Source organism: Polaromonas sp. P4_F4, from assembly GCF_056401355.1.
Genome location: NZ_JBFUJO010000039.1, coordinates 1 through 12,577, shown reverse-complemented (window position 1 = coordinate 12,577; position 12,577 = coordinate 1). Strand labels below are relative to the sequence as shown.

Sequence of the window (12,577 nt, the reverse complement as noted above, 5' to 3'; positions counted from 1 at the left end):
GGGCCACAGGCGGGCGGCCCCCTCGGGGGGCAGGGCGCTACACGCAGTGAGCAACCGTGGGGGCTGGTCTAATACCCCGATGCAAGACAACCCGACCCAAATTCCCCTGTGGCGCCAGCTTCAGGGGGCTGCTTCCCTTTTGATGGCCGTGCGTGATGGCCAGTCCATGACGGCCGCGCTCGAGGACGTCGACGCCGCGCTGCGGCCCGGCGTTCAGTCGCTGGGCTTTCACACGCTGCGCTGGTTGGGCCGCGCCGAGGCCCTGCGCCAGCAACTGGCCAAACGCCCGCCGCCACCCGAAGCCGACGCCTTGCTGTGCGTGGCCTTGGCCTTGGCCTGGAACGAAATCGATGTCCGCAATGCGGAACAATTTTCCGACGGGCCGCCCCTAGGAAAATTAGCCCCCTCGGGGGGCAGCGTAGTACGCGAAGCGACAAGCGTGGGGGCCAGGTACACGGCGCACACCTTGGTTGACCAGGCTGTTGAGGCCGCCAAGCGCGGCGACGCCACGCAGCACCAGGCCAGTTTTATCAACGGCTGCCTGCGACGCTTCCTGCGCGAGCGGGACGACCTGGTGGCGCGCAGCGAAAAAAGTCCCCAGGCCGTCTGGAACCACCCGCAGTGGTGGATAGACCGGGTGCGCAAGGACCACCCCGGCCAATGGCAGGCCATCCTGCAGGCCAACAACTCCCGGGCACCGCTGATCCTGCGGGTTAATGAACAAAAGACGACGCAAGCCCAGTATTTGCTGGCATTGTCTGCTATGAATATTGCGGCGACACCGGTGGGGAAACAGGGTGTGATCCTGGCCAGCGCCCAGCCTGTGCCGTCGCTGCCGGGTTTTGCCGAGGGGCATTTTTCGGTGCAGGATGCCGCTGCGCAGCTCGCCGCGCCGCTGTTGCTCGAGGGGCTGAACACCGGCGACGGGCAGGGCGCGCGCCCGAGGATCCTGGACGCCTGCGCCGCGCCCGGCGGTAAAACCGCCCACCTGCTGGAGCTGGCCGACTGCGAGGTGACCGCGCTCGACATCGACGCCCGCCGTTGCACGCGCATCGCCCAAAACCTGGGGCGCCTGGGTTTGCAGGCGCACATCGAGGTGGCCGATGCAGGTCGCCCGCAGGACTGGTGGGACGGCCAGCTTTACGACGGCATCCTGCTCGACGCGCCCTGTACCGCCTCGGGCATTGTGCGGCGTCATCCCGACGTGCGCTGGCTGCGCCGGCCGACCGACATTGCCCAACTGGCCGGCATCCAGGCGCATTTGCTCCAGGCGCTGTGGCCGCTGCTCAAGCCGGGTGGACGGCTGTTGTATTGCACCTGCTCGGTTTTCCGGGCGGAAGGCGACAACCAGATACAAACGTTTGTTGCACACCACACAGATGCTTTATTAATGCCATCGCCAGGGCATTTGCTGCCCCAAAGTGGGGTCGAAGCGACAGTCTTCCCGGACAATTTGATGCGTGAGCACGACGGTTTTTATTACGCCATTCTTGAAAAACGCAACCCTTAGCACCGTTGTGCGCTTCCTGCTGGGTTTTTACCTGTGCGCGCTGCTGGCCTGCGGGGCTGGCGCCGGGGTGGCGTCGGCCACCGAGATCTCCCAGCTGCGCGTCGAACGCGCCGATGACGGCATCCACCTGTCGGCGCTGGTCCGGTTTGACATACCGCCAGTGGTGGAAGACGCCCTGCTCAAGGGCATCCCGATGTTTTTTGTGGTCGAGGCCGACATCTACCGTGAGCGTTGGTACTGGACGGATCCGCGGGTGGCCAGCGCCGCCCGCACCATTCGCCTGGCCTACCAGCCCCTGACCCGGCGCTGGCGCGTCAACGTGGCCCCGGGCCTGATCAGCAGCTCGGCCGGCTTGCGTGCTACGCTCAACCAGAACTACGACACCCTGCCCGAAGCCCTGTCGGCCATCCAGCGCGTGGCCCGCTGGAAAATTGCCGAAACATCCGATGTCGATCTCGATGCCACACACAAGCTCGAATTCAGTTTCCGGCTAGACCTGTCGCAACTGCCACGCCCCTTCCAGATCGGCGTGGCCGGCCAACGGGAGTGGGCGGTGTCCGCGCAGCTCAAGGAAAGGCTGAGGCTGGAGCCGGCGGCATCCGCAGCCAGCACCACCGAAGGAAGCAAGTGAGCGGTCCGCGCAACGTGGATTCGATCAAAAGCAGCAAGGCCTTTCGCTGGACCGTGGGCGTGGGCGTGGGAACCATGGCCGCGCTTGGTCTGGTGTTGATGTTCCTGCTGACCCAGGCCACCGGCAATCGCGAGCTGTACGAACGCAATTACGCGCTGCTCTTTGTGCTGAACGTGGCCGTGGCCGTGCTCTTGCTGCTGGTGATCGGCTGGATCGTGCTGCGCCTGGCGCTGCGGCTGCACCGCGGCCGTTTCGGCAGCCGCCTGCTCGTCAAGCTGGCGGCCATCTTCGCGCTGGTGGGCCTGCTCCCGGGCCTGATGATTTATGTCGTGTCCTATCAATTCGTGTCGCGCTCCATCGAAACCTGGTTTGACGTGGAAGTGGAAGGGGCGCTGGCGGCCGGCCTGAACCTGGGGCGTGTCACGCTGGACACCCTGGCGGCCGACCTGGCCAACAAGACGAAGCAGGCCGCCACGCAATTGTCGGAAACCCCCGATGCCATGGCCGGCCTGGCGCTGGAGCGCCTGCGTGACCAGCTCACGGCCAGCGATGTGGTGCTCTGGAGTGCATCGGGCCAGGTGATTGCGAGTGCGGGCGAATCGCGCTTTTTGCTCAAACCCGAACGCCCCTCGGCGCAGCAACTGCGCAGCGCGCGCACCCTGCGCGTCGTCACCCAGATCGAAGGCCTGGACGAGGTGTCCCCCGGCGGCACCGGCGAGCTGGCCGGCAGCGGGGCGGCCAGTGCCGGCGCCGCCGCCGCGGCGGCCAATACGCCGCCGCGCGTCAAGGCCATTGCCGTGGTCAACAACCCGAATGTGAACGTCCTGGGTGAGTCGCGCTTTTTGCAGGTGACCGAGATATTGCCCGCGAGCCTGGTGGCCAACGCCATTGCCGTGCAGGAGGCCAACCGTGAATACCAGGAGCGCGCACTGGCGCGCAGCGGCCTGCGCAAGATGTACATCGGCACCCTCACGCTCAGCCTCTTCCTGGCGGTGTTTGGCGCCGTGCTGCTGGCGGTCTTGCTGGGCAACCAGCTGGCCAAGCCGCTGCTGGTGCTGGCCGAAGGCGTGAGACAGGTCGCCCAGGGCGACCTGACACCCAAGGCCGCGTTGCAGGGCAAGGACGAACTGGGTGGCCTGACCCGTTCATTTGCCGACATGACGCAGCAGCTGGCCGATGCCCGTTCCGCGGTGCAGCAAAGCATGAACCAGGTCGACGCCGCGCGCGCCAACCTGCAGACCATCCTGGACAACCTCACCGCGGGCGTCATCGTGCTCGACGTGCGCGGCCGCATCCAGTCCAGCAACCCGGGCGCGACCCGCATCCTGCGCGCGCCGCTGGCGGCCTACCACAGCAAGTCCCTCGGCGAAGTGCCAGGCCTGGAGGTGTTCGCCAAGGATGTGCTGGCCCAGTTTGCCGACTACCTTAACAACAATGCACCGCATGGGCTGGAGCATTGGCAGCAATCGTTTGAACTCAAGGCCGCCGTGCCCGGCGCACCCGACAACGCCATCACCCTGATTGCACGCGGCGCCAAAATGCCGGGCACCGAAGAGTTTTTGCTGGTGTTCGACGACATCTCCGAAATGGTGTCGGCCCAGCGGGCGCAAGCCTGGGGCGAAGTCGCACGCAGGCTGGCGCATGAAATCAAGAACCCCCTCACACCCATCCAGCTGTCAGCCGAGCGCCTGGAAATGAAGCTCACGGGCAAGGTCGGCGAAACCGAGCAGGCGCTGCTGACCAAATCCGTCAAAACCATCGTGGACCAGGTTGACGCCATGAAGCGCCTCGTCAATGAGTTTCGCGACTACGCCCGCCTGCCTGCCGCCGAACTCAAACCCATAGACCTCAATGCGCTGGTCAACGATGTGATGCAGCTGTACGCCGGCGAGAACGCGGTGGTGCCGGTTTATGCCGAGCTGGACCCCAAAGCCCCGCGGATTCAGGGCGACGGCCAGCAGCTGCGCCAGGTCATTCACAACCTGCTGCAAAACGCGCAGGACGCGCAGGAAGGCAGGCCGGATGCCCGTGTTACCCTGAAAACCGAATACTCCGACACCTCGAAGCGCGTACGCCTGAGCGTGCGCGACAACGGCACCGGCTTTCCCGAGTACATCCTCAAGCGGGCCTTTGAGCCCTACGTGACCACCAAGGTCAAAGGCACTGGCCTGGGTCTTGCTGTCGTCAAAAAGATTGCAGATGAACACGGCGCACGCATCGATATTTCCAACCGCGTGGTGGACGGTGTGGTGCAAGGGGCACAAGTGTCGTTATCATTTGCAGTTGTGGTTTAACAACACATTCAGTAACACATTCAACGACACTCCGCATCGGCAACAACTGGCAGGGCAGCAATTCAATCATGGCAAATATTCTGGTGGTCGACGATGAGCTGGGCATACGCGACCTTCTCTCGGAAATTCTCAATGACGAAGGGCATCAGGTCGAACTGGCTGAAAACGCAGCGCAGGCGCGTGCCGCCCGTTCGCGCACCCGGCCCGACCTGGTGCTGCTCGACATCTGGATGCCCGACACCGATGGCGTGACACTGCTCAAGGAGTGGTCGTCCAGCGGCCTGCTCAGCATGCCCGTCATCATGATGAGCGGCCACGCCACCATAGACACCGCGGTAGAGGCCACCAAAATTGGCGCCATGGCGTTTCTTGAAAAACCCATCACCCTGCAAAAACTGCTCAAGGCGGTGGAGCAGGGCCTCACCAAAACAGCGGCCCGCAAGCCAGCCATCCTGAACCACGCGACGGTGCATTCGGCAGATATCACGGTGGAAGCCGTCATGACGGGCGGCACCTTGCCCGCACCCATTGACTTGGGGCCACAAGCCACGCAGAGCTTCCTGCTGGAAAAGCCGCTGCGCGATGCGCGTGACGAATTTGAAAAAGCCTACTTTGAATTTCACCTCGCCAAAGAGGGCGGCTCCATGACCCGCGTGGCCGAGAAGACCGGTCTGGAACGCACTCACCTCTACCGCAAGCTGAAGCAATTGGGTGTCGACCTCACGCGCGGCAAGCGCGCCGCTTGAGTACCGGGGCAGTCGCTTTTTAGCGGTGCCCGCGGCTGATATATAATCTTAGGCTCAGGCCCGGTAGCTCAGTCGGTAGAGCAGAGGATTGAAAATCCTTGTGTCGGTGGTTCGATTCCGCCCCAGGCCACCAAATTGAAAACCCATCCACGCGATGGGTTTTTCTTTGATCGCAGCAGCGGTCATGCGCGGGAATAGCTCAGTTGGTAGAGCGCAACCTTGCCAAGGTTGAGGTCGAGAGTTCGAGACTCTTTTCCCGCTCCATATTTTCCAAATTGCCTGTAGATCTGTCCATTGCGATAGGCTCTGAACTTGGCGAGCTCACTGCGAATGCGCACAGGCTTCCCCCGAAATAACGGACACTTTCTTAAACGCTGAAAGAGCGAGGAGAGTGAGAAATGGGAAACATGATATGACGAGCTAGATGGGAAGCGCAGTGTTACCTAGGAAGTTTTACCCGCTCTCCCATCGAGCCTTGACTTAATGCGCTGGCTCGATTCTTGTGTGCGAGTATCCGCCAGACCCGGTACAAGGAAGCACTGAGTTTCCTCGCCCACAGCCTCAAGACACCGCTGGCCGTGCTGCGCACCGCCTTCAATGACCCGTTGCAGTTGCCCGCCATGGTGGCCCAGCAGGTGGCGCGCATGGATGACATTGTTCAACACCAGCTCGGCCGGGCGGCGGCCAACGGCACTGCGCGCTTTGCACCTTATCTGCCTCTGGCGCCAATACTGAATCGAATCGCGAATCGCGAATCGCGAATCGCTGGGCAAGGTCTATGCCGAAAAGTGCTTGGCCCTCACCGTCGAGTGCCCGCCTGAGCTGAATTGGCGGATCGACTAAGGTGATGCATTTTGAAATGCTGGGCAACGTCATGGATAACGCGGCCAAGTGGGCAAGACATCGAATTGTCGTCAGCGTATGGCATGAAGCGGATTGATTGAGCATCCGGGTCGAGGACGACGGTCCTGGATTCAGCGATACGCAGTCCATATTGCAGCTGCATGTGCGCGCAGACGAACAAGTGCCCGGCCATGGCGTCGGCTTGGCGGTCGTCACTGACCTGGTGGCCAGCCACGAAGGTGAGCTGAAGCTGTCTCGCTCCGAGTGGGGTGGGGCGCAGGTGGACATTGTCCTGCTGGCCGCTTGACTGCCAGCCTGCTCAAAATCTTTCTTGAATCGGTTCAGCTTGCGTTCATACACGGACGCGCAAGATGTGATCCATGCCAACCCAAGGAGCTTTCATGAAACCTCTCATTTCCACCAAATCGCTCGCAGCAGTTGCGGTCGCACTGGGCGCTTTCGCGGCGGCTTCTGCGGCGCACGCCCGTAGCGACGTTTACTTCTCTGTCGGCGTGCAGTCACCAGGAGTCTACGTGCAGCCGGCGCCTGTGTATGTGCAGCCCCAGCCGGTCTACGTCCAGCCCCGGGCTGTTTACGCGGCACCTCGCCCCGTGTACGTGGATCCCCAGCCGGTCTACACGCCCGCGCCGGGCCACTATGGGCGCTATGACAGGCAGAACTGGGAACGCCGCGGCCCTTACGGCGACCACGACCGCGATGGCATCGCCAACGTCTACGATCCGGACAGCCCGCGCAACCAGCGGCGCCATGCACGCCTTTACGGCCCTTACGGTGATCTAGACCGCGACGGCATCATGAACCAGGACGACCGCGATCGTGACGGTGACGGCGTTCGCAACCGCTACGACCGCCTCCCGGACGATCCGTACCGCAATTAGCATGGGTCGAGCGCGTCTGCGAGCACGCAGCCCCCACGTCGGTGTCAGCACTTGCCAGGGGCGGCGGGTTTTTTTGAGTCAGCTTTTCCGGGCTCAACAGTGAAGCGAATCGATCAGATTGAGATCGAGAATGTGAGGCGCCCACTAAAAGCCATCCTGCTTCGCTGCCCATTGCTGCGCAGTAGTCTCAACGATCCGCCGAGCAATCGCCAAGAAGTCAGCCTCCGAGTGCCGTTTCACTGCAGCAGGAAAGGGCCAGGGAGAAACCTTGCGTAGACGCGGAGGGGGAGACGAAGGCATTGCTCGACGCGGTTGACTTTGAGGTGAAGGGTGCTGCATGGCTCTGTTTCCTTTTTCCTGCGATTGCCAACCATCTTACTGGACAAACTGTGGATTTATACAGTATATTGAAGTCATGGACGAGATGACCCCAAGCCAGTGGATTGCCAAGTGCGGCGAGAAGCTGCACGAGCGTTGGCACACGGTTGAAACGGCTCAACTTGAAGAGGTTGCTGTGGCGATATGGCAGGACGCGCAGCTTCGTTCCATGCCGCCGGAAGAGGCTGCTGCAGTGTGGCTAAGACCGGTCGTGCCTGTTACTGGCTAAAGTGCAGCTGTCCCAATGAAAACCTACTCAGTTCTCTTCGTCTGCATGGGCAACATCTGCCGAAGCCCCACGGCTCATGGTGTATTCCGGCAGAAGCTCATCGAGCATGGCCTGGCCGATCAGGTACAAGTAGACTCGGCCGGCACGCACAACTATCACGCCGGTAACCCGCCAGACGAACGCTCCCAGGCTCACGCCGTGAAGCGAGGCTATGACCTGTCAGACCTGCGAGCCCGTCAAATCGTGGACTTAGACTTCGAGAGCCACGACTTGATCCTGGCAATGGACTGGGACAACATGGCTTTGATCCAGGCTGAATGCCCCGCTGAATATCAAGGCAAGGTGCGCAGGCTGACTGAGTTCTGTCTGAAGCACGAGAGTCCCGTGGTGCCTGACCCTTACTACGGCGGTAAGGATGGCTTTGAGCATGTCCTGGACCTGGTGGAAGATGCTTGTGAGGGGTTGATCCGGCATGTGAGGCAGCGGGTTAGTCTCTGATGACCCAGCTTTTCGCAGAAACAGAAGAAGAAGGATTGGATCACCGAGTTATTTAAGTGCCTTTAGTGGGTACAACGGTGGCGCCCGACTGGTCGAACCGCCGGCGCGAACTAGCCCCCGGTGTGGTCAGCTCGTACCGGCACACTGGATTGTTGCGCAAGGGCCGGATAGTCGGTGTAGCCCTTTGGGCCTGGCGTGTAAAACGTCGCCATGCTGGCGATCCAGTCAAGTTTCGGGTTCAGGACGCCTGTGGAAGGTAGCTGGGCCTCGCCGCCGTCATCCCGTGCTTGACCTGCTGGGTGAGTTCATCGGCCAGCACCTCATCGAAGCCCGATTCGAGTCCGTCGAGCGCACGCTTGACAATCTCCTCAGGGCTGGACTTCGGGACATCGAACCCGCGCGTGAGATCGGTATCGACGTAGGCCATGTGCAGCGCCAGCACTTGCGTCTTCTGCGCCGCCAGTTCATTGCGCAGGGCATTGGTGAGCGACCAGGCTGCGGACTTGCTGGCCGAATAGGCTGCCAACTCGCCGCCGTTGACCCAGGAGGCGACCGACAAGACGTTGAGCAACGCACCGCCGCCGTTGCCTTTGAGAATCGGCGCGAAGGCCTTGCTCATGCGCAACACGGCGAAGAAGTTGGTCTCGAAGATGCGCCGTGCGGCGTCTTCGCTGTCGGCTGCGAGAAAACCTCCCGGCTGGGCAATGCCGGCATTGTTGATCACCAGCGTGACATCAGACGCCAGCGCTGCAGCGGCTGCCACGTCTGCCGGATTGGTGACGTCGAGTCGCAGGGCTTGAACACCGGATTGGGTGACGGTTGCGGGGTCGCGCGAGCCGGCGTAGACCTTGCGGGCACCGCGGGCGAGCAGTTCGCGCGCGAATGCCAGGCCGATGCCGCGATTGGCGCCCGTGACGAGGACAACAGAATTTTCAATTTTCATAGGAATCTCCAAAAAATAAGGGGAGGGGGACAAACAGATTCAGCTGCCGGCTTTCAGGTCTTCCCACCGCGCTGACATGAACAAACTCACTTGATCTTGACGACGACCTTGCCTTTTGCGCGGCCCGCTTCGACATAGGCCATGGCCTCGTTGGTTGATTCGAACGGGAAGACCCGATCCATCACGGGGCGGATGACGCCGGCATCGAAGAGGCGGGTGATCTCGCGAAGTTGGCTCCCGTTCGCCTTCATGAATAGGAACGAGAAGCTGACCCCGCGGCTCTTTGCCTTGCGTCTGATGCCTGAGCTCAGCAGCCGCATGACCAGTTTCACGAACCCGGGTGCTCCGCTTTCCTTGCCGAAGTCGGGGTCAGGCGGCCCGGAGATGGTGATGAGCTTGCCGCCGGCCTTGAGCACGCGCAGGGATTTTGCTAGCGTCTTGCCGTCCTGGCTGTTCAGGACCACGTCGTAGTCGCGCAAGACATCCTCGAAGTCCTGCGTCTTGTAGTCGATGACCACATCTGCGCCCAGGCTCTTCACGAGTGCGACATTGGCCGTGCTCGTCGTCGTGGCAACGGTTGCGCCCAGATGCTTGGCCAACTGGATGGCAAAAGTGCCTACGCCGCCGGAGCCAGCCTGAATGAAGACCTTCTGCCCCCGCTTCAGGTTGGCCTTCTCGACCAGTGCCTGCCAAGCCGTCAAAGCCACCAGGGGAATGGACGCGGCTTCTTCCATCGTGAGACCCTTGGGCTTGAGCGCAAGCGATGCCTCCTTGACGGGGACGAATTCAGCGAACGTACCGATCCGAAAATCATCCGGCCGCGCATAGACCTCATCGCCCAGCTTGAACTGCCGCACACGCGGGCCAACCTTGACGACCACCCCAGCGACGTCGTGGCCCAGGATGAGGGGCAGGCGATAGGGCAGGATGAGTTTGAACTCTCCGTCCCGGATCTTGGAGTCCAGCAGGTTCACGCCAGCGGCATGCACCTGGACCAGGACCTCGTCGTCGCGCAGTTCCGGATCTGGCATGTCTTCCAGGCGCAGCGCGCGCTTTTTTCCATATCGCTCGAGAACAAATGCTTTCATGCTTTTCCTTTTTCCTTATTCCTGGCGTACCCAGGTTTGTGAACGGCCCAGGACGGGCACGCCGATATAGCCGCGCACGCTGAGCTTCTTGCCGTCGTCGGTCAGGCGCACTTTGCTGCTATAGACCTTGCCGTTGTCCGGGTCGAGAATTTGGCCGTCGCCGTATTCCTCGCCATCCTTCGTCAGGCCGTTCAGAATCACCAGCCCGATGATCGGTGCATTCTTGTTCGCGCCTTCGCATTTGCCGCACTTCGGATTCGGGTCTTCGGTCGGGCCGGGGAGCACTTTCTCGATCTTGCCCTGAAGAGTTCCATTCGATTCGGTGATGCGGATCAGCGCCCGCGGCTTGCCGCTGATGTCGTCGACGTTCCTCCACAGGCCAGCGGGCGATGCGTCGTCTGCCCAGACTGGCAGCGTCGTGAGCGCAGCGGCCGCGATGAAGGCTTTGAACACGAGCGCGGGCCGGAGCGTGAGACAGAGAGATACAGGGTTCATGGTTGTGAATGAGTTGGGTTTCGTTGAGTTGGGTGGGCTGAGCCAACTACGCTGCGAGGCGCAGGTCTTTTCGAACCCCTGCATCCAGCACGCTGGCAGGCGCAAACCTGCGCAGCAGGCGCATGCGGCTGGCGAGGCCGGGGGCGTAGTGGATTTTTGGATGCGCCGCCGTGGCCGCCTTCAGCACGATTTCGGCCACTACCTCCGGCCCGTCCGCGCCCACCAGCACTTCCTTGACCCGCTTCTCCACGCCCGCGCGAATCTCGCGATACACGTCAAGGGGAGCATCGGGTTTCATCAGATTCGCATCGAACGGCGTATTGATGTAGGCGGGCTCGACCACCGAGACGCGAATGCCCATCGTGCGCAGTTCATGGTCGAGCGATTCCGAATAGCCCGCGACCGCATGCTTGGTGGCGGAGTACAGCGCCATATAAGGCATGGGCAGGAAACCCAGCACGGAGCCAATGTTGATGATGCGCCCACCTCTTTGGCTGCGCATGTGCGGTACGACGGCCCGAGTCATCCGCACCATCCCGAAGAAGTTCGTATCGAAGATCGACTGGGCCTGCGCTATCGAACTCTCTTCCGCACCGGCTGCAGCGACCCCGAAGCCGGCGTTGTTCACGAGAAGGTCGATGCGGCCTTCCAACTGCATGAGCTTCTGGACCGCAGCGTCGACCGACTCGTCCTGGGTCACATCCAGGGGCAGCATCTCGAACGATCGTTGGCCCGCTTGGCCGCCGCGCCTGCTGGTGCCGTACACCTTGTAGCCGGCCTTTGAAAGCCGCTGCGCACTCGCTTCGCCGATGCCCGAGGAGGCCCCCGTCACGAGGGCAACCTTGTTTTTCATGTTCATGACGTTTCTCCTTCAGCAGGTGGAATTCGGGACTCGTCGGCATGCGGGGTGCATTGCCGAACACTAGGGCTCGCCGGACTGGCGTTATATTGATTTCGCATGATGACTATCATATGTTGAGGCGAACGAAAAGGTGGTGCGTTCTCAGTGGATTCAGGCGGGGGGCAGGTGCTTCAATGCGGCCGCGCACAGGGCATCCGCCAGTGCGGGTTCATCGACTGCGCGAGCCAACAGCAATGTGCCCACCATGGTGGCCACGGTCACGAGTGCCCGTTCGTGGGCGCCGGGCTGCCCCCAGTCAGGCGACTGGCGGGCGACAAGATCAATCGTTTCCTTGATGTGCCGGGTGGTCACCCGGCGTACTTCGGGTGCCTGGCGCGGCGTCTCCGAGCCCAGCGCGGCCAGGGGGCATCCCAGTTCAATCTGTTCCAGGTGCTCCCGCGAGAGGTAGGTGCGAAGCATGGATGCCAAAGCCTGTTCGGAGGGCACGCTGGCAACAACGCCTGCCGCTACAGTGGCTGACTCGGCGCACGCCCGGGTCGCGGCTTCCGCCAGCATGGCCTCGCGCGACGCGAAGTGGGCGTAAAACGCGCCATGGGTCAGGCCGGCCTCCTTCATGATGTCGGCGACGCCGGTGCCGTCGTAGCCGCTACGACGAATCGCCCGCGCAGCTACGGACACGATGCGTTCGTGTGAGGCCTCCTTGGCTGCCGTTCTGGCGTTGTGCTTTGTATTTCGCATGATATTCATCATACATGATTTTGCAAAAGTATGCACCGTGACGGTTTTGGCAATGCCGTCAGGCGGCACCGCGCAACCGCAACCGCAACCGCAACTAATGAAACATCACAACGCGACGTCAGAGAAATGCGGGGGTGGCTCGACAGGTGAATCGGAATGGGGTTAACCCTATATCGGAATGGCACTTACTTTGGCAGGTTGGCCTTCGGCGACGTGCGTAAGTGCTTGAAAGCAAAGGGAGATGGCTGACCAAAGGGTCGATAGGATGGTTGTTTACGAAGCACCCAAACCATCTTCCCAAAGGCCAGCCACCATGGATCGTAATGCCCAAAGCGTCTTGCATCAACGTTGCAGCAGCATTGGACGCCGGGCGAGATCGACCCAGGCGGTGGAATTCTTCAACGTTCTGACGAGTCCGGAGTT

14 protein-coding genes and 2 tRNA genes are annotated in these 12,577 nt (G+C 61.7%); 11 read left to right on the top strand and 5 right to left on the bottom strand.

What is annotated here, in order from left to right; genetic code table 11:
- Window positions 1-79: 79 nt before the first annotated feature.
- The 11 genes from rsmB to AC1DUR_RS24405 all read left to right on the top strand — a co-directional run bounded on the left by rsmB (window position 80) and on the right by AC1DUR_RS24405 (window position 8,028).
- Window positions 80-1,510, top strand: coding sequence for a 16S rRNA (cytosine(967)-C(5))-methyltransferase RsmB (rsmB, locus tag AC1DUR_RS24455; RefSeq protein ID WP_477722290.1), 1,431 nt, complete (start codon window positions 80-82; stop codon window positions 1,508-1,510).
- On the top strand, window positions 1,491-2,141 hold the full coding sequence (locus AC1DUR_RS24450) for a DUF4390 domain-containing protein (RefSeq protein ID WP_477722289.1): 651 nt from the start codon (window positions 1,491-1,493) through the stop codon (window positions 2,139-2,141). Before rsmB ends, AC1DUR_RS24450 begins: the two co-directional genes overlap by 20 nt.
- Complete coding sequence (locus AC1DUR_RS24445) at window positions 2,138-4,435, top strand: sensor histidine kinase (RefSeq protein WP_477722288.1); 2,298 nt, start codon at window positions 2,138-2,140, stop codon at window positions 4,433-4,435. The genes AC1DUR_RS24450 and AC1DUR_RS24445 overlap by 4 nt, the downstream gene beginning before the upstream one ends.
- 68 nt (window positions 4,436-4,503) lie before the next feature.
- Window positions 4,504-5,181 (top strand): response regulator, encoded by a 678-nt coding sequence (locus AC1DUR_RS24440; protein ID WP_477722287.1) that lies wholly within the window; start codon window positions 4,504-4,506, stop codon window positions 5,179-5,181.
- Window positions 5,182-5,238: 57 nt separating this feature from the next.
- Window positions 5,239-5,314 (top strand) — tRNA-Phe (locus AC1DUR_RS24435).
- Between the two features lie 55 nt (window positions 5,315-5,369).
- Window positions 5,370-5,445, top strand: a tRNA-Gly gene (locus AC1DUR_RS24430).
- Window positions 5,446-5,681: 236 nt separating this feature from the next.
- On the top strand, window positions 5,682-6,002 hold the full coding sequence (locus AC1DUR_RS24425; RefSeq protein WP_477722286.1) for a hypothetical protein: 321 nt from the start codon (window positions 5,682-5,684) through the stop codon (window positions 6,000-6,002).
- Window positions 6,003-6,121: 119 nt separating this feature from the next.
- Window positions 6,122-6,331, top strand: a complete 210-nt coding sequence (locus AC1DUR_RS24420) for an ATP-binding protein (RefSeq protein WP_477722285.1) — start codon at window positions 6,122-6,124, stop codon at window positions 6,329-6,331.
- Between the two features lie 94 nt (window positions 6,332-6,425).
- Window positions 6,426-6,923 (top strand): hypothetical protein, encoded by a 498-nt coding sequence (locus tag AC1DUR_RS24415; RefSeq protein ID WP_477722284.1) that lies wholly within the window; start codon window positions 6,426-6,428, stop codon window positions 6,921-6,923.
- 337 nt (window positions 6,924-7,260) lie between these two features.
- Window positions 7,261-7,530 carry a hypothetical protein gene (locus tag AC1DUR_RS24410; RefSeq protein ID WP_477722283.1) on the top strand — a complete coding sequence of 90 codons (270 nt, stop codon included), beginning with the start codon at window positions 7,261-7,263 and terminating at the stop codon, window positions 7,528-7,530.
- A gap of 15 nt (window positions 7,531-7,545) precedes the next feature.
- Window positions 7,546-8,028: a low molecular weight protein-tyrosine-phosphatase gene (locus AC1DUR_RS24405; RefSeq protein ID WP_477722282.1), complete on the top strand. Its 483-nt coding sequence runs from the start codon at window positions 7,546-7,548 to the stop codon at window positions 8,026-8,028.
- Window positions 8,029-8,266: 238 nt separating this feature from the next.
- Here the strand turns inward: AC1DUR_RS24405 and AC1DUR_RS24400 are convergent, their stop codons facing one another.
- The 5 genes from AC1DUR_RS24400 to AC1DUR_RS24380 all read right to left on the bottom strand — a co-directional run bounded on the left by AC1DUR_RS24400 (window position 8,267) and on the right by AC1DUR_RS24380 (window position 12,166).
- On the bottom strand, window positions 8,267-8,971 hold the full coding sequence (locus tag AC1DUR_RS24400; protein WP_477722281.1) for an SDR family oxidoreductase: 705 nt from the start codon (window positions 8,969-8,971) through the stop codon (window positions 8,267-8,269).
- Between the two features lie 86 nt (window positions 8,972-9,057).
- Window positions 9,058-10,059: an NADP-dependent oxidoreductase gene (locus tag AC1DUR_RS24395; protein ID WP_477722280.1), complete on the bottom strand. Its 1,002-nt coding sequence runs from the start codon at window positions 10,057-10,059 to the stop codon at window positions 9,058-9,060.
- Between the two features lie 15 nt (window positions 10,060-10,074).
- Window positions 10,075-10,554: a DUF2147 domain-containing protein gene (locus AC1DUR_RS24390; protein WP_477722279.1), complete on the bottom strand. Its 480-nt coding sequence runs from the start codon at window positions 10,552-10,554 to the stop codon at window positions 10,075-10,077.
- 46 nt (window positions 10,555-10,600) lie between these two features.
- Window positions 10,601-11,413, bottom strand: coding sequence for an oxidoreductase (locus AC1DUR_RS24385; RefSeq protein WP_477722278.1), 813 nt, complete (start codon window positions 11,411-11,413; stop codon window positions 10,601-10,603).
- 153 nt (window positions 11,414-11,566) lie between these two features.
- Window positions 11,567-12,166, bottom strand: coding sequence for a TetR/AcrR family transcriptional regulator (locus AC1DUR_RS24380; protein WP_477722277.1), 600 nt, complete (start codon window positions 12,164-12,166; stop codon window positions 11,567-11,569).
- Window positions 12,167-12,577: the final 411 nt, after the last annotated feature.